17 protein-coding genes are annotated in these 15,695 nt (G+C 63.5%); 8 read left to right on the top strand and 9 right to left on the bottom strand.

The window, feature by feature from the left end; all coding sequences use genetic code 11:
* The first annotated feature begins 41 nt into the window (after positions 1–41).
* Together FFI89_RS22635 and FFI89_RS22645 are read left to right on the top strand one after the other, a co-directional pair.
* Positions 42–608, top strand: coding sequence for a histidine phosphatase family protein (locus FFI89_RS22635; RefSeq protein ID WP_138829835.1), 567 nt, complete (start codon positions 42–44; stop codon positions 606–608).
* Positions 609–766: 158 nt separating this feature from the next.
* The gene (locus FFI89_RS22645; protein WP_138829836.1) at positions 767–1,192 is read left to right on the top strand and encodes a universal stress protein; all 426 of its coding nucleotides are present in this window, start codon (positions 767–769) and stop codon (positions 1,190–1,192) included.
* A 117-nt stretch (positions 1,193–1,309) separates the two neighbouring features.
* On the opposite strand, the gene mddA is transcribed toward FFI89_RS22645, so the two are convergent.
* Positions 1,310–2,089, bottom strand: a complete 780-nt coding sequence (gene mddA / locus FFI89_RS22650) for a methanethiol S-methyltransferase (protein WP_138829837.1) — start codon at positions 2,087–2,089, stop codon at positions 1,310–1,312.
* A 56-nt stretch (positions 2,090–2,145) separates the two neighbouring features.
* The gene (locus FFI89_RS22655; protein ID WP_138829838.1) at positions 2,146–2,382 is read right to left on the bottom strand and encodes a DUF1127 domain-containing protein; all 237 of its coding nucleotides are present in this window, start codon (positions 2,380–2,382) and stop codon (positions 2,146–2,148) included.
* 182 nt (positions 2,383–2,564) lie between these two features.
* Here FFI89_RS22655 and FFI89_RS22660 point away from each other — a divergent pair, with 182 nt between their 5' ends.
* Positions 2,565–3,905: a PLP-dependent aminotransferase family protein gene (locus tag FFI89_RS22660; protein ID WP_138829839.1), complete on the top strand. Its 1,341-nt coding sequence runs from the start codon at positions 2,565–2,567 to the stop codon at positions 3,903–3,905.
* Positions 3,906–3,977: 72 nt separating this feature from the next.
* Here FFI89_RS22660 and FFI89_RS22665 read toward each other — a convergent pair whose 3' ends face one another.
* Both FFI89_RS22665 and FFI89_RS22670 read right to left on the bottom strand, forming a co-directional pair.
* Entirely contained in the window at positions 3,978–4,676 is a 699-nt protein-coding gene (locus tag FFI89_RS22665; protein WP_138829840.1) for a YdcF family protein, read from the bottom strand.
* 19 nt (positions 4,677–4,695) lie between these two features.
* The gene (locus FFI89_RS22670) at positions 4,696–5,301 is read right to left on the bottom strand and encodes a hypothetical protein (RefSeq protein WP_138829841.1); all 606 of its coding nucleotides are present in this window, start codon (positions 5,299–5,301) and stop codon (positions 4,696–4,698) included.
* 69 nt (positions 5,302–5,370) lie between these two features.
* On the opposite strand from FFI89_RS22670, the gene FFI89_RS22675 reads away from it, so the two are divergent.
* Positions 5,371–5,805 (top strand): hypothetical protein, encoded by a 435-nt coding sequence (locus FFI89_RS22675; RefSeq protein WP_138829842.1) that lies wholly within the window; start codon positions 5,371–5,373, stop codon positions 5,803–5,805.
* Between the two features lie 25 nt (positions 5,806–5,830).
* Here FFI89_RS22675 and FFI89_RS22680 read toward each other — a convergent pair whose 3' ends face one another.
* Positions 5,831–8,236, bottom strand: coding sequence for an EAL domain-containing protein (locus FFI89_RS22680; protein WP_138829843.1), 2,406 nt, complete (start codon positions 8,234–8,236; stop codon positions 5,831–5,833).
* Positions 8,237–8,403: 167 nt separating this feature from the next.
* Here FFI89_RS22680 and FFI89_RS22685 point away from each other — a divergent pair, with 167 nt between their 5' ends.
* The 3 genes from FFI89_RS22685 (at position 8,404) to FFI89_RS22695 (ending at position 11,919) form a co-directional block, all read left to right on the top strand.
* Complete coding sequence (locus FFI89_RS22685; protein WP_138829844.1) at positions 8,404–8,784, top strand: hypothetical protein; 381 nt, start codon at positions 8,404–8,406, stop codon at positions 8,782–8,784.
* Positions 8,785–8,815: 31 nt separating this feature from the next.
* The gene (locus FFI89_RS22690) at positions 8,816–9,871 is read left to right on the top strand and encodes a YbhN family protein (RefSeq protein WP_138829845.1); all 1,056 of its coding nucleotides are present in this window, start codon (positions 8,816–8,818) and stop codon (positions 9,869–9,871) included.
* Positions 9,872–9,966: 95 nt separating this feature from the next.
* Positions 9,967–11,919 carry a hypothetical protein gene (locus FFI89_RS22695; RefSeq protein WP_138829846.1) on the top strand — a complete coding sequence of 651 codons (1,953 nt, stop codon included), beginning with the start codon at positions 9,967–9,969 and terminating at the stop codon, positions 11,917–11,919.
* Positions 11,920–11,947: 28 nt separating this feature from the next.
* On the opposite strand, the gene FFI89_RS22700 is transcribed toward FFI89_RS22695, so the two are convergent.
* On the bottom strand, positions 11,948–12,559 hold the full coding sequence (locus FFI89_RS22700) for a DUF2147 domain-containing protein (protein WP_138829847.1): 612 nt from the start codon (positions 12,557–12,559) through the stop codon (positions 11,948–11,950).
* 198 nt (positions 12,560–12,757) lie between these two features.
* Positions 12,758–13,786 carry an NAD(P)/FAD-dependent oxidoreductase gene (locus tag FFI89_RS22705; RefSeq protein ID WP_138829848.1) on the bottom strand — a complete coding sequence of 343 codons (1,029 nt, stop codon included), beginning with the start codon at positions 13,784–13,786 and terminating at the stop codon, positions 12,758–12,760.
* A gap of 159 nt (positions 13,787–13,945) precedes the next feature.
* Here FFI89_RS22705 and FFI89_RS22710 point away from each other — a divergent pair, with 159 nt between their 5' ends.
* Entirely contained in the window at positions 13,946–14,401 is a 456-nt protein-coding gene (locus FFI89_RS22710) for a thioesterase family protein (RefSeq protein WP_138829849.1), read from the top strand.
* Positions 14,402–14,462: 61 nt separating this feature from the next.
* Here FFI89_RS22710 and FFI89_RS22715 read toward each other — a convergent pair whose 3' ends face one another.
* Positions 14,463–14,783, bottom strand: a complete 321-nt coding sequence (locus FFI89_RS22715; protein ID WP_138829850.1) for a 2Fe-2S iron-sulfur cluster-binding protein — start codon at positions 14,781–14,783, stop codon at positions 14,463–14,465.
* A gap of 138 nt (positions 14,784–14,921) precedes the next feature.
* A complete protein-coding gene (locus tag FFI89_RS22720; protein ID WP_138829851.1) occupies positions 14,922–15,299 on the bottom strand; it encodes an Hpt domain-containing protein in 378 nt (125 codons plus the stop codon).
* Positions 15,300–15,695: the final 396 nt, after the last annotated feature.

The following is a 15,695-nucleotide window of genomic DNA, read 5'->3' on the forward strand; positions in this document are numbered from 1 at the left end:
TTGTAGATTAATTCAGGCCAAAACGAATCGAGATTGCGCCCATGCGCCGTTTGATGCTGCTGCGTCACGCCAAGACCGAACACGACGCACCCTCGGGCAAGGACCAGGACCGCCGGCTCGACGACCGCGGCCGGCGGGGTGCCGCCGCCATCGGCACCTGGATCGGCCGGCACCCGCCCTATCCCGACGCCGTCCTGGTCTCGACCGCGGTGCGGGCGTTGCAGACCTGGGAGATTGCCGGGCAAGCCATGAGGGACGCGATCCGGGAACAGGCGACTTCGTCCCGGGTCGAATGGCAGGTGGAATTCCTCGCCGATATCTACGGCGCCGAACCGGCACAGTTGTTGCGGATCATCCGCATGGCCGAGGTCACCAATTCCGGTCATTTGCTGGTGGTCGGCCACAATCCCGGCATGCACGAACTGGCGCTGATGCTGGCCGGCCGCGGCGATGCGGCGGCGAAGAAGGCGCTCAAGGACAACCTGCCGACCGCGGGTCTGGCGATCCTCGACTTTGCGATCGACGACTGGAGCGAGGTGACGTTTCGCAGCGGCAAACTCGTGCGCTTCACCAGTCCCAGATTGCTGAAGCAGGCGTCCGACGAGTGAGCCCGGCGGACAGCCCTGCCCGGCTGTGTTAGAGCGTTTTCCAGCGAAGTGGCGACCGGTTCGCGTCAAGAAAACGCGTCAAATCAAAAATGTAGAGCCCCGTTCCGATTCCATCGGAACGGAAAAGGCTCTAGACTTGCCTCCAGCAGGAGGCGCAGATGTTCAAATCCATCCTGGTGCCGATTGATCTGGCCGACACCGATCTGGCAAAGCCCGCGATCGCGACCGCAGCGACATTGTCGCAAACCTGGAACGGTGCGGTGCGGCTGCTCAACGTGCTGCCCATGACGCCGGTGATGCTGGCGGAATACGTGCCGGCCGATTTCGATGCCCAGCAGCGCCAGACTTCGGAAGAAGCGCTTGCGATCGTCGCCCGCGAATCCGGCATCGCGGCGCCGCGCATTTCCGCCGCGGTGCGCCAGGGCGGCATCTATCACGAGATCCTCGAGGAAGCGGCGACGATCAAGGCCGACCTGATCGTGATGACATCGCACCGGCCGGCGATGCGGACCTATTTTCTCGGCTCCAATGCCGGCCATGTGGTGCGCTACGCCAAGTGTTCGGTGCTGGTGGTGCGGCATTGAAGTGTTTTGTTCGACGCGCGTTCTCTCGTTTGACGCGTTTCTTCACACAAACCGGTATCCTCTTCGCCTGACAGCGCTTTTAGCAACGCGACTGCAGGTGAAGAAGTTGCAACGAACTCAGAACAGGCCGGGCAGCAGCATCGCGACGCGCACGCGATACTGCCGGTAGCGATCGCCGAACAAGGCCACGAGATCGCGCTCCTCCAGCCAGATGCCGGCGCAGATATAGGCGGTCATGACAGTGGCGAACAGCAGATGTCCCGCCGTCATCGCCGGTGTGGCCCAGAAGGCGAGGATGAATCCGAGATAGAGCGGGTGCCGGACGAAGCGATACAGTCCGGGCGTCTTGAACGCGACCGCCGAAGTGACGCGGCCGGCGAAATTCAGCACCTTCAGCTTTCGTCCGAGCAATTCGAAATGGCCGGTCAGAAAAGTGCCGAGCACGATCAGCCAGCCGAGCGCCGACAACGACCGCAGCGCCGCAATCGTCCGCGGTTCCGCCGCCTGCCACACCGTCGCGGGCAACGGCTGCCACGCCGCAAACAACAGGATCAGCACCAGGCTGGCGCTCAGCACGTAGGTCGCCCGCTCGACCAGCGGCGGCACATGCCCGGTCAAGACGCGCTTGATTCCGCGTCGCGCCATGCTGCTGTGCTGCGCCATGAACAGGCCGAGCAGTTGAAGGTCGATACAGAGCGCGACCGATGACGGCCAGATGGTGCCGGTATCGATGCTCTTGGGAACGACGACACCGCTGACGAAACCGATGGCGTAAAGCAGCGTGACGACAAAGATCGCATAGACGGCCGCGCCGTAGCCGATGCCGAGAAGCCTTGCGAGACTTCCCGGCGCCAGCCAGCCGATGGCGGGCTGCCGATGCTCGACAGTAATGGTCATGTCACTTTCCAGTCGGGTTTGACGTCAGGGAATCCGGACAGGCCGGCCCGCGGCGCTCAGCGCAGCCGCGCCATTCCCGGATTCAGCGCGCCACCAACCGCCGCCTCGATCTGGCTGCGGGCGATCCCGATATCGCGGAGCGCACGATCGTCCATTTCACTCAGCACTTTGATCGCTTCGCGGCGGGCCCAATAGGAGACGACACCGTGCGCCCAGCTTCCGAGCACACGGCCAAGCCCTGCCGGCGAAGTTTGGGATGCAGGCTGGCCTGCGGCTGAGGAAATCATGGTCATGGGTCTTCTCCGTTGCTTCCGCGCGGCCAAGCGACACCGCTGGCGCTCTCGCTGCGAACAGCGATTGCACCTTTTGTGACGTCCGATTGCTTGCACCCCCTCAGTGCAATCATGGGCTTGATAGGCTTTAAATGATCCGATACATTTCTCGGTGCAAGTAAAACATTGCTCTCGGTGCAATAATGTCAAAGTTCGAATATCTGAAGCTTGCCGATACCGTCGCCGTCGAAATCGCCAATGGCGCGCTCAAGCCCGGCGACCGGTTGCCGCCGCAGCGCAGCTTCGCCTACGAGCGCAAGATCGCGGTCTCGACCGCGAGCCGGGTCTACACCGAGCTGTTGCGCCGGGGGCTTGTGATCGGCGAAGTCGGGCGCGGCACCTTCGTTTCCGGCGAGGCGCGCCGCGGCGTTTCCTCGCTGACCGAATCGCGCGGCCAGCGCATCGACCTCGAAGTCAATTATCCGCTGCTGCCGACGCAATCGGCGATGATCGCGCGATCGCTCGAAGGACTGGAGCGGCCCGAAGCACTCGATGTCGCGCTCCGGCAGACGAGTATCACCGGCACCCAAGCGGCAAGAACCATTTCGGCCGAGTTTCTCTCCCGCGGCGACTGGTCGCCGGGTGCCGACCAGTTCGTCTTTACCGCGAACGGCCGGCAATGCATCGCCGCAGCCCTTGCGGCGGTGGTGCCAAGCGGCGGCCGCTGCGGTGTCGAGGCGTTGACCTATCCCTTCATCAAGGACATTGCCGCCCGCCTCGGCGTCACGCTGGTGCCGCTGACGATGGACGAAGAAGGCGTTCGTCCGGACGCCGTGCAGAAAGCCCACCGCGAGGCGAATTTGTCGGCGCTGTATATCCAGCCGACGATTCAAAATCCGCTGGGCATGACGATGCCGCCGGCGCGCCGCGCCGACCTGGTGCGCGTCGTCGAGAAACTCGGCCTGCCGATCATCGAAGACACCGTCTACAGCTTTCTCGGCGATGAAGCGCCGCTGGCAGCGCTGGCGCCCGATAGCTGTATCGTGCTCGACAGCCTGTCGAAGAAGGTGGCGCCGGGACTGGCGGTCGGCTTCATCGTTTCGCCGCCGCGGCTGCGCGAACGCATCATGGCTTCGGTGCGATCAGGCGGATGGACCGCTTCCGGTTTCGCATTGACGGCCGGAACACGGATGATGGGCGACGGTACAGTTTCCGAACTGGTTCGCCTGAAACGGATCGACGCGGCACGGCGCCAGCAGATGGCGGCAAAATATCTTGCCGGCTTCGAAGTCCAGGCCAACATCCAATCCTATCATCTCTGGCTGACCCTGCCGCCGCACTGGCGCTCGCAGACCTTCGTCGCGGCCGCGGCGCGCCGCGACATCGCCTTGACGCCGTCGACCACCTTCGCCGTGGCGCCCGGGCATGCGCCGAACGCCGTCCGGCTGGCGCTCGGCGCCCCCTCCACCGAACAGCTTGATAGCGCGTTGCGGACACTGGCGGGACTGTTGACCGAGAACGAAGACTTCGACACGACCGAATAGGACTGGTCTTTATTGGACGCGTTTTCTTGACGTGAACCGGAACCACCCACGGATCAAGTCCGAGGGCATGCTTCACTCGAAAATGCTCTGCCGCTCGCGCTCGTCGCGGTCCGGCCACTCCGCGATGAAGCCCCTGGCCTTGTAGGGCTCGATCTTGTCCCATTCACTGAGCATGCGGCGGCGGAATTCGGGGTCGGTGTGCCAGCGCGACCGCGGCGTCTCAAAACTGTCGACCATGATCAGCATTTTCTCGACGTCCGGCCAGTGGCGGTGCAGCGTCATCGGATAGCGGCGCGCGGTCCAGGTATTACCGAGACAGATCACGCTGCGGATGTTTTTCAAACCGATCGCAGCGTCGATGATCGGCAGCGAGAAGATGACGTTCTCGCCGGTGTTCATCGCGCGATCCTCTCTCAGGATGATTCCGGCCGGAACGCCGCGCGCGATCATCGCTTCCGTGATGACCTCGCATTCCGAAAGCCGCGCCCCCGGCGTGATCCCGCCGCTGACGATGGCCCAGCGAAAGTAGCCGTCGCGCCAGAGTCTCGTGGCTTCAGCGACGCGTTCGTCGACATCCTGGCGCGTGCCGAACACGAACAAGAGATCGGCGGGCTGCAACGGGGTCTCGACCAGGTGCCGCGCATTGATCGCGGCAATTTCGTCTTCGGTCGGCAGTCGCTCGCTCTGGTCCGTCACGGCAGTTTGTCCGGTATCTGGAAAACGCGCCGCCACGATGCCGCGCGCCGCTGCCGCGGCGAAGTCACGTTTCATTGCGCTAGATTGCGAAGCCTCAAGGCAGCAACGCGGCGGGAAGCGCGCCGAACGCATAGCTGCGCGGCCGGTTGCGTTTGACAAAGCCGCCGATTTGCCAGGTAAACAGAACCGCAAACCCGACCAGAAACAGCGCACCGGTGAATTCGAAGGTCGCGAGCGCGCGGACCAGAAGCCCTAGCATCGCGATCGCGAGCAACGCCAGCAGCACCAGCGCGGCGGCGTAAGTGGTCGGCCCGATACCGCCGGTCAGCTTGGCCTTGCTGCCGGCGTCGTTCATGCGCCGGTGCAATTCGACCATGAAGGCGCGGTAGCCTTGGTCCTGCGGCGCCATCAACGAGACCGTCTGCCAGGTGGTCGAGAGGATGGCGATCCTTCCGCCGCCGGCGTTTTCGATGTCGGCCCGGAAGCGGCGCGCCTGCATCGACACCGGCCGATAGGACAGACGGACCGAAGCGATATCGCCGTAGGGCCAGACGCCGGACCTGCCGCCAACCCGCCACGACAGGCCGTTATCGGTCAGCTCGAATTCATGCGCCGATCCGATCAGCGAGGCCTTGTAGGCATAGCGGGTCTCGGGCGCACCCTCGCCTGCTGCCGTCCGGTTCGGGAGTAAAGTCGGCAATACAAAAACCTCGTGGCGATTGCGCACCGCCGCTTGCGCGGCGCGTCGGCTTTACCTTACAAGCGGGCCATGGCCGAGACGACCTATTTTCCGCGCCGCCTGATCCTGGCCGGCGCCATGATATCCGGCGTGCTGCTGGCGCTTGCCGTGCACATGCTGGGCGCACGCTACGGCCTCGATCTCGGCGGCCTGTGGCGATCCGACACCCACGAATTCATGCCAGCGGGCGCCGCCATCGCATGGTGGCTGATCGCGACGGTCGGGTTCTCCGGGGGCTATTTCACCGCCAACCTGATGCACAGCGCGGTCTCTGGACAGATTCCGCAGCGGATGCGGCGGTTCCTGATCGCGGTCGGCGTGCTGATCCTGGCCGGCGCCGGACAGGCCGCTTCCGCGCCCAGTCCGATCCCGACCATTTCGGGCGTGCTTGCCGGCCTTGCGGCGTTGTGCCTCGGCGCCGTGATGGCATTCTGCGGCGCGCATTTCGCGCTGCGCAAGGCCTGAGCCCGCGGCTGCCGGCGCGGCCCGGCTAGGCAACGATACGCTGGTGTGCTTTCGACAGCATCGCTTCCACCTCCGCGGCGGGACGCGGCTGGCTGAACAGATAACCCTGGGCCTGCGTACAGCCCTCGCGGCGCAGCAGGTCGAACTGCGCGTCGGTCTCTACGCCTTCCGCCGTGGTGACGATGCCGAGACTCTTTCCCAATCCGGTTACGGCGCGGACGATGGCCATCGAATCCGCGCGCGTGGCCAGTTCGGTGATGAAGGAACGATCGATCTTGATCTTGTCGAACGGGAAGCTGCGCAAATAGCTCAGCGACGAGTAGCCGGTTCCGAAATCGTCCAGCGAGATCCGGACGCCAAACGCACGAAGCTCGTGCAGAACTGCAAGCGTCGTCTCGCTGTTTTGCAGCAATACCGATTCAGTGATCTCCAGTTCCAGACGATGCGCCGGGAGACCAGACACCTCCAGCGCCGCCTTCACAGACGACACCAGATTGGGATTCTTGAACTGCACCGGCGAGAGATTGACGGCGACGTCGACATCGTCCTGCGACCAGCCGGCAGCGTCCGTGCAGGCCTGCCGAAGCACCCAGTCGCCGAGTTGAACGATCAGGCCGGTCTCTTCCGCCAGCGGAATGAAGTTGACCGGAGAGATCATGCCGCGCAGCGAATGGTTCCAGCGGACCAGGGCCTCGAACGCGACCACCCGGTCCCTGGCGAGGTCGCGGATCGGCTGGTAGTAGACCTCGAACTCGTTGCGCTGCAGCGCCGCGCGCAGATCGAGCTCCAGCAGGCGCCGGGCCTGGGCACGCGCGTCCATTCCCGTTTCGAAAAAGCGGTAGGTACCGCGTCCGTCAGCTTTCGCACGATACAGCGCGAGATCGGCCTTCTTCAGGAGCTCATCCGGGTTCTTTCCATCTTCGGGCGCCAGCGAAATGCCGATACTGACGCCGATGACGAGTTGATGCCCGCCAATCGTATAGGACTCGGAAACTCGCTCGACGATGTAGCTCGCGAGCGAAGCGACTGCGGAAGGATCGCAGTCCTTGCAGAATTGAACGATTGCGAACTCGTCGCCGCCAAGGCGAGCGACCGTGTCGTTCTCCGTCACGCACTCGCCGAGCCGGCGGCCGACCTCCATCAGCAATGCATCGCCGATCGGGTGCCCGAGCGAGTCGTTGATCTCCTTGAAATGATCGAGATCGAGGCACAGCACTGCAAGCTGGTCGCTGCGCTTGACGAGCCGCAATGCCTGTTCGAGCTGCTCGCGGAACAGCGTCCGGTTAGGCAGATTGGTCAGCGCGTCGTGACGCGCCATGTGGGAAATCTGCTCCTGCGCCTGCTGCCACTCGGTGATGTCTTCGAACGTTGCGACCCAGCCGCCGCCCTTCATCGGCTGGTCGACGATGCGGATGGTGCGTTCGTTCTGGATGACCGTTCTTGTCGCGGTATTGCCGGCTTGCGCCTCGGCGATCAGGCCGGCGACGAATTCGTCGGCGTCGCCTTCCCACCGGCCGGTCGATTTCAGGTCGGTGAGAACGTCGATCAGCAAACGGCCCTTGAGGGGCAGACCGGTCCGTCCCATCATCTCGCCGTAGCGTTCGTTGAACAGCAGGATGCGGCCGTGCGCGTCGAACATGCAAAGTCCCTGGGACATGTTTTCGAGCGCCGTATCCAGTACGACCTTCTGCTTGTGAAGCTCGCCTTTCGAGCGGCGGTCGATCACCGAAACCAACAGCGACATGACGAGAATGATGACGGCGGCCGCGGCCGTCAAAAATGACAGCACTTGCGGCGGCATGGAGAGTCCGTCGCCGACGAGGCTGGGATCGGGGACCATCGTGATGGCTCCCATCGCGGTGAAATGATGCGAGACGATCGCAACCGTAAGCAACACGATAGCTGCCACCGTGCGACCCGGCTTCTCGCGCTGGCTCGCAACCAGCAATGCCAGTGCGCCGAACACGCATCCGAACAGAATCGAGGCCAGAACGATGCCGGGCGCCCAGACGATGAGCGCCGGAATCTCGAGCGCCATCATGCCTGTGTAATGCATAGCGGCCACACCGGCGCCGACAACCGCGCCGCCGACAGCAGCGGCCCATTTGTGCAATCCGGATAGTGCGATCGAGAGACCGCCGGCCGTCACGGCAACGGCAAAGACGAGCGACAGCAGGGTAATGCCGACATTGTATCCAACGCCCATGCCCGGGTCGTAGGCCAGCATCGCGATAAAATGCGTAGCCCAGATCCCACAGCCGCTGACGACGGCGTCCAGCGCGATCCAGATCACACGGGAGCGGCCCGATGCAGCCTTGGCCCGATGGAACAGGCTGATGGCGACGGCGCTGGCGAGCAGGCAGATGGCGCCGCCAAGCACGACCAGCCGCCAGTCGTGTTCTGCGGTAAGGCAATTCAGGACTTGATACATTTCGGACCCCCAACGGTCCGAAAAAACCGGTTATTCGTTTATCGTCGGTAACCACCGAAATCCCGGTTGCGCCGATGGTGAACAAAGGCTCAAGAGGTCCGGAAACCGCACAGTCCGGCCACGCGGCATTTTGCCTCAATAACTCAAAAGATCGGCGGCGCCGGAGGTTGACCTCGTTTTCCGTCAATGCCGTCAGCTTCCTGCCGATCGCGCGCTCATCACGCGTCTTCCGCAGCACTTTGGCGCAATCGTCGCAGCCGCATCCCGCACTTGGGCAGGCATGTCCGATTGCCGGCATGACAGGAGCCGGGATGATCCTGAAAAACGCCGAAAACGCCCAGGATGGAACATCGGAACGGCATGGCGAAACGACCGCCGAAATGGCCGGATGGCGACTCAAAATCGTCAGCGCGGAGGCATATGTACGGCGTATGACAGCAACGGCGAACGAAGGCAGAAGCTTGGCTTGTCAAGGACTGCACAACGCCCCAGTTTTAGCTTATGTGTCTTCGCACACGGTGCATCTGACCGTCGTCTGTCACCCTTGACAGGTTTTTTGCCGCCCCGCCGGGAGGATGAATGCATCGGCTGCTGACCACGCTCAAGCGTGGCTTCAAGGAGAAGATCGGCTGGAAACGGCTAGGGATCGCTGCGAGTCTCCTCATCATCATCTTTGCGGTCACCACGCTGGTCCGGACCCTGAAGGGCGTCGACACCGGGGTCATCCTGACCGCGCTGACGGATATCGCCCCGCACCGGATCGCGCTGGCGGCGCTGTGCGTGGTCGGCGCCTTTTGCACGCTGACCTTCTATGATTTCTTCGCGTTGCGAACCATTGGCAAGACCCATGTGCCCTATCGGATCGCCGCGATGTCGAGCTTCACCAGCTACACCATCGGCCACAACATCGGCGCCACCGTCTTTACCGGCGGCGCGATCCGGTTCCGGATCTATTCCGACTACGGCCTGACTGCGATCGATGTCGCCAAGATATGCTTTCTCTCCGGGCTGACGTTCTGGCTCGGCAATCTGTTCGTGCTCGGCTTCGGCATGGCATGGCATCCCTGGGCAGCGTCGGCGATGGACCTGCTGCCGCCGTCGATGAACCGGCTGATCGCGATCGGCTGCCTCGCCGGGATCGCGGCCTATTTCGTCTGGCTGGTGACGGGCGAGCAACGCCGCGAACTCGGGCAGAACGGCTGGAAGGTCATATTACCCTCCGCGCGGCTGACATTGCTGCAGGTCCTGATCGGCGTGGTCGATCTCGGCTTCTGCGCGCTGGCGATGTATTTGCTGATGCCGACCGAGCCCTATATCGATTTTGTTTCGCTGGCGGTGGTGTTCATCCTGGCGACGCTGCTCGGCTTTGCCAGCCATGCGCCCGGCAGCCTCGGCGTGTTCGACGCGGCGATGCTGGTGGCGTTGCCGCAGTTCGGCAAGGAACAGCTGGTGGCGACGCTGGTGGTGTTCCGGATCCTGTACTTCCTGATCCCGTTCGGCATCTCGATTTCGATCATGGGGACGCGCGAACTCTGGCTCAACGTGGTGCAGCCCTGGCAGGAACGCCGTCGTCTCAGCGAGGCCTGCACGGCGAAGGCGCGGGTGCGGCAGCCGGTCAACAGCCGCCAGCCCTGAGCCGGTAACGGCGTCGTTATCCCTCCAGCTGGGACTTTTTGGTTAGCCCTCGCCAGTTCTCTTATTTCTGCCTTACCGCTAACGTCAAAGGCGCCATGGCCGGAATTCTCTCACGCACCATCCTGTCCATCGCGCTGCTCGCCGGCGCGCTGGTCGGACTATCGACGTCGTTAGCCGAAGCCCAGACCGCGGCCGGCGACGGCGCCTTGCAGATCTCCTGGGAGGTCCGCAACCGCTTCCGCCTGTTCCGCGAGGAGCGGGATTTCCTGCTGCATACCGACAGCGGACGCGGACGCAGCGTTCTGGCCGCCGAGCAGGCGCTCGAGGTGCAGAGCGACGGCCGCGGCTGGGCGCGCAACACCGTGAACCGGCTTTGCATCGATCTCACCGGGCGCGTCAGCGAGCCCTGCAGCCGCGACAACGTCAAGGAAAGCTACCTGACGCCGATCGATCACCCGGTCGTGGTACGGCTGACAGGGCCGGTCCCGGTCGGCGCCACCTGCGCCTGGTCGTTCGACGATGGCGACGGCCCGCAGGCTTCCACCTTCGACTGCGCCGAGCCGGTCAATACCAGGGTTCGCTATGGCCGCACCACGGTGGCGACCGTCGACGTCTCCTCCGGCTCGGACGGCAGCCAGCGCGTTTCCACCGAGATCGCGGTGCGCGATATTTTCGTGGCCGGTCTCGGCGACAGCGTCGCCTCGGGTGAGGGAAATCCGGACCGCCCGATCGCGCTGGCCGATGAAGGCTTCTGCTTCCGCTCCTATCTCGGCACGGCGGCGGCGCAATATTACCGGCCGAGCCGCGCCGGCTACAAAGGCGGACGGGCCTGCGAAGCGCCGGACCTGCTGTCGGTATGGCAGCGGCAGAGCGCGCTCTGGTTCAACCCGGCCTGCCACCGCTCGCTCTACAGCTATCAGACCCGGACCGCGCTGGCGCTCGCGGTGCAGTATCCGCACATCGCGGTGACCTATCTGCCGCTCGCCTGTACCGGCGCCACCATTGCCGACGGGCTGTTCGGCTCGCAGCGCGCCCACGATTGTTCACCGTCGAAAACGGCGACGTGCGGTAGCACCGTCAACGGACAACTAGCCGAGCTGCGCGAGGCGGTCACCGCTGCGAAACGTCGCCAGCCCGACCGCAAGCTCGATCTGGTGCTGCTGTCGATCGGCGCCAACGACATCTATTTTTCCGGGCTGGTCGCCGACGTGATCGTCGACACCCCGACCGAGCGCACGCTGTTCCGGCGCAGCAGCGTGATGGCCTCGCTGGACGACGCCCGCGGCGCGTTGGCCCGCGATCTGCCGCAAGGGTTCGCCAAGCTGCGCGAGGCGTTGAAACCGCTGGTCGGCGACTTGTCACGGGTGGTCTACACCTCCTATGCCAACCCGACGCTCACGCAAGGCGGCGCGCCCTGCCCCGGCGGACGCGCAGGCTTCGACATTCACCCCTCCTTCAACGCCCAGCCGCAGCGGCTGGCCGCGGTGTCGAACTTCGTCGAAAGCGAATTCCTGCCGCAACTGAAGGCGCTGGCGCTGTGCCAGTCCGGCATCCTGTGCCGCAACCCGCGCGCCGATCGCATGACCTTCGTCGACAGTCACCAGGCCGTGTTCGCCAGCCACGGTTTCTGCGCACGCGCCGAGAGCGATCCGGAATTCGACCGGCAATGCTTTTCGGCCACTGGTGACAGCTTCGATCCCGACATCGTCACGTCAGCCAGCCAGCCGATGCTGTGCGGCCGCGGCGCCGGCGAATTCCGCGCCTATCTGCCGCGTGCGCGCTGGATCCGCGACGCCAACGACAGCTACTTCGCCGCGATGACCTATCCGCAGGGTCTGCCGCCCTCGATGCAGCCCAACGATATTCACGATGCGACCTGGGGCGTTTTGTCGGCGGTCTATGGCGGCGCGGTGCACCCCAGCGCCGAAGGCCACGCCGCAATGGCGGACGCAGCCTTGCCGGCCGCGGCCGCCGTGCTGCAGCTGGATGCGGCCGTGCCCGCTGTCACGTCGGGGCCGATATCGCCGATCCCGGCGGACGCGCGCTAACAAGCGAAAGATCGAAGTCGCGGGTTTCCTAGTGCGCCGGTGCGGGCGCGCCCTTCTTCGGCGCCGGAACCGCTTTTGGCGCCGGACCAGGCTTGATCGCGGCTGCTTGCGCCGGCAGATATTTGGCGACGATCGCGGGATCCAGCTGAGCCATTGCCGTATCCGGCAAGCGCTCCCAAGTCTCGTCCTTGCCGAACAGCGATATCCCGAGATAGCCGCGCATGGTCAATTGCTGGCCGTCCGGACTGATGGACATCTTGGCCTTGTAGATCTTGCCGTCGCGCGGATCGAGCACGTTGCCGTTCTCGTATTTCAATCCGTCGCGCTTCATGTCGCGGATGAAGGAGATGCCGAGCACCGGCGCATTCTTGCGATCGTCGGTACACTTCGAGCAGATATCGATCTTGTTCGGATCTTCACCGGGAAGCAGAAACGTCTTGGCGATTACACCCTCGAAAATCCCGCTGTGATCGACCACGAGAAACCAAGCCACCGGCTTGTTGTTCTCGAGCTTCTGCCACAGCCCGGCCGCCGACGGCTCCGCCGGCTGAGCGGCGAGTTCGGAGGCAAAGGCGAACGCCATCACGATCGGCAGTATCAGTCGAATTCCGGACAGTGCGTGTCGCTGCGCATTTCGCATTTCGGCCACCTGATCAATTCACCAAATGAATGACTGCAGACTAAGGCCATTTCGCGGACGGTTCCAGTACCGGCGCGGCCGATTGCCGGACCGCGGCAAACGCGCCGCGGCCGGTCTTTTGGCTTTGACGCGTTTTCTTGAAGTGAACCGGTATCCACTTCACTCGAAAACGCTCTGTCGGTCATATTTTGGTTGGAATCAGTTGACCCCGAGCTTCTTCTGCAAGCTCGACGACGACGTCGTGTACTGGAACACCAGCCGCTTGTCCGGATAGACGTAACGGTGCGCCTTCTGCGCCATCAGGGCGCCCTCGTGGAATCCGGAGAGGATCAGCTTCAGCTTGCCCGGATAGGTGTTGATGTCGCCGATCGCGAAAATGCCGGGGATGTTGGTCTCGAAGGCAGCGGTCTCGACCGGCACCAGATTGTTCTCGATCGCGACGCCCCAGTTGGCGACCGGGCCGAGCTTCATGGTCAAGCCGAAGAACGGCAGCATCGTATTGCAGTCGATCTTCGAGACCGCGTTGTCGTTGGCCTTCATCACGGCGCCCGAAAGCTTGCCGCCCTCGCCTTCGAGCGAGGTCACCTGGCCGATCTTGAGATCCATTTTTCCGGAAGCCACCAGCGCACGCATCTGCTCAACGCTGTGGGGGGCGGCGCGGAAATCGTCGCGCCGGTGCAGCAACGTCACGCGCTTGGCGATCGGATGCAGGTTGAGCGTCCAGTCCAGCGCGGAATCGCCGCCGCCGACGATCAGAATGTTCTTGTCGCGGAACTGCTCCATCTTGCGCACGGCGTAGAACACCGACGTGCCTTCATAGGCCTCGATGCCCGGCACCGGCGGACGCTTCGGCTGGAACGAGCCGCCGCCCGCGGAAATCACCACCACCTTGCACTCGAACACCTGGCCGGCATCGGTCGTGACGCGGAAGCCGGGGTCGCCGATCTTCTCGATCGTCTCCACCATCTCGTTGAGATGGAAGGTCGGGCTGAACGGCTTGATCTGCTCCATCAGCGCTTCGGTCAGGCCATGGCCGGTGACGAAGGGAATGCCGGGAATATCGTAGATCGGCTTTTCCGGGTAGAGCTCGGCGCACTGGCCGCCAATCTTGTCGAGGATGTCGACCAGATGCACCTTCATGTCGAGAAGGCCCAGTTCGAACACGGCGAACAGTCCGCACGGACCCGCGCCAATAATCAGCACATCGGTTTTGATCGCTTCGCTCATGTCAGCTTCTTTTCGGTTGAACTGGGCGGAAAGGCTGCGTCTGTCTAGCCAACGCTGCGGAAACAGGAAAGCCATAATATGGCGTGCGTGGCTGCCGCAACCCCTTGCCGTCATTCGACAACTGGGCTGTAACGGCGTGAAACATTCGGAGATGACCCCGTGAACGCCCCCCTGCGCCCCGACGCGACCCCGCGTCTGGAGGATTTTCCCTATCGTCTGTCGGACAATGTCCGCTTTGCCGACCTCGACCCCAACCAGCACGTCAACAATGCGGTCTATGCAACCTATTTCGAGACCGGCCGCGTCACGCTGATGAAGGACCGCAGTTACGGGCTGATGCCAGAAGGCGTTACCTGGATCATGGTCCGGCTCGATATGCACTTTCGCGCCGAACTGCGCTGGCCGGGCACCATCGAGATGGGGCTCGGCGTGGTCAAGTTCGGCCGGACATCGGTGACCTTCGACCAGGTGGTGTTCTCCGCGGGCCAATGCGTCGCGTCGGCGCGGTCGGTGTCGGTGCTGCTCGACGAGGCGACGCGCAAGCCGACGGCGCTGACGGCCGACATCCTGAAGAGTTTCCAGCCCTGGATTCGCCGCGGGATCGACCCGACATGATGCGCACGGCGCGGCTGGCGATCCTGATCGTCTGCGCCGCGCTGCAGAACCGATAAGGCTGTTACGCCTGCCGTTCCGGCGTTGTCACCACGAGACCATCGAGTTCGTCGCTCACCTTGATTTGGCACGACAGCCGCGAATTCGGCCGCACGTCGAAGCCGAAATCCAGCATGTCTTCTTCCATCGGCGTCGGCGCACCGACCTTTTCGCGCCAGGCTTCGTCGACATAGACGTGGCAGGTCGCGCACGCACAGGCGCCGCCGCATTCGGCTTCGATGCCCGGAACGGCGTTGCGGATCGCGGCTTCCATCACGGTCGCGCCGTTTTCGACTTCAATGGTACGTTTTTCGCCGGAATGGTCGACAAAGTGAATTTTGGCCATGATCGCTCGTGCTGCCGGAATACGAAAAGGAGGGTCCCGGCAGTCCTATAACGGGTCGATCCGCACAGCGCCAGCGGTCGGACGGAAAACCTGACAGAGCATTTTTCGGGGCTATGGCCTGATGGAGCCGGGTCTCGCTCAGGAACGACGCAGGACCGCCTCGATCGCCGTCCGGGTGAGCGCGACCGCGTCGGCAAGCTCGGTGAGTTGGTCGGCCGGGTCGGCTCCGCCTGATATCACCGCCTCCAGACGGGCGGCCGCATCGGCGACGGCAAACGCGCCGATGGCGCGGGCCGAGCCTTTAAGGGTGTGCGCCAGCGCCGGCGCATCCGCAGGCATGGTGGCAAGCGAGCCGACGAGGCTGGCCGACTGGGCCGCGAACATTGCCAGCACCTCGTGCTCGAGGCCTGTGTCGCCCAGGGTCATGCGCTTGAGATGTTCGAAATCGATCGGACCGTCATCGGGTGCGAGCGGCGGCGATGGCATCCATTCTATCCGTTCGAGATGAAGTGACATGGCCCAAGTCCGGATCGCCCTGCCGACGGTTACCGGTAGGGTCGTTTCGGCCAGCCAATCACGGAACTGGTTAAGGGAACGTTGCAAGAATTTGCCGCAACTTCGCCTTGTTTTTGACCGGGTGCCGCCCCAATCAACCGACTGCCGCGAGAAATTTGTGTATCCGTAAGGCCTTAACGAACAAAGCTGTTAACGATGATTAAGAATGTCTTAATCGCGGCCATTTCATTCGTATCGCTCTGCCAATAGGATGTTTGCGGATGTAGCGGACAAGCGGGCCCTGTTTTGCACGGGTGCGCTTGCGCTCCGCGGCGGGACTAAAGACGCTGGCTTGGGCTTGCGGGGACGTTAGCAAGAACAGCCGGATGCGTAAAAAGTAAGAGGGCTCAGACTGAA

This window comes from Bradyrhizobium sp. KBS0727 (assembly GCF_005937885.2).
Taxonomy (GTDB): domain Bacteria; phylum Pseudomonadota; class Alphaproteobacteria; order Rhizobiales; family Xanthobacteraceae; genus Bradyrhizobium.

Coding starts and splice junctions, on each gene's coding strand:
- FFI89_RS22635 (WP_138829835.1), top strand. CDS start 42: ATGCGCCGTTTGATGCTGCTGCGTCACGCCAAGACCGAACACGACGCA.
- FFI89_RS22645 (WP_138829836.1), top strand. CDS start 767: ATGTTCAAATCCATCCTGGTGCCGATTGATCTGGCCGACACCGATCTG.
- mddA (WP_138829837.1), bottom strand. CDS start 2,089: ATGACCATTACTGTCGAGCATCGGCAGCCCGCCATCGGCTGGCTGGCG.
- FFI89_RS22655 (WP_138829838.1), bottom strand. CDS start 2,382: ATGACCATGATTTCCTCAGCCGCAGGCCAGCCTGCATCCCAAACTTCG.
- FFI89_RS22660 (WP_138829839.1), top strand. CDS start 2,565: ATGTCAAAGTTCGAATATCTGAAGCTTGCCGATACCGTCGCCGTCGAA.
- FFI89_RS22665 (WP_138829840.1), bottom strand. CDS start 4,676: ATGAAACGTGACTTCGCCGCGGCAGCGGCGCGCGGCATCGTGGCGGCG.
- FFI89_RS22675 (WP_138829842.1), top strand. CDS start 5,371: ATGGCCGAGACGACCTATTTTCCGCGCCGCCTGATCCTGGCCGGCGCC.
- FFI89_RS22680 (WP_138829843.1), bottom strand. CDS start 8,236: ATGTATCAAGTCCTGAATTGCCTTACCGCAGAACACGACTGGCGGCTG.
- FFI89_RS22690 (WP_138829845.1), top strand. CDS start 8,816: ATGCATCGGCTGCTGACCACGCTCAAGCGTGGCTTCAAGGAGAAGATC.
- FFI89_RS22695 (WP_138829846.1), top strand. CDS start 9,967: ATGGCCGGAATTCTCTCACGCACCATCCTGTCCATCGCGCTGCTCGCC.
- FFI89_RS22700 (WP_138829847.1), bottom strand. CDS start 12,559: ATGCGAAATGCGCAGCGACACGCACTGTCCGGAATTCGACTGATACTG.
- FFI89_RS22705 (WP_138829848.1), bottom strand. CDS start 13,786: ATGAGCGAAGCGATCAAAACCGATGTGCTGATTATTGGCGCGGGTCCG.
- FFI89_RS22715 (WP_138829850.1), bottom strand. CDS start 14,783: ATGGCCAAAATTCACTTTGTCGACCATTCCGGCGAAAAACGTACCATT.
- FFI89_RS22720 (WP_138829851.1), bottom strand. CDS start 15,299: ATGTCACTTCATCTCGAACGGATAGAATGGATGCCATCGCCGCCGCTC.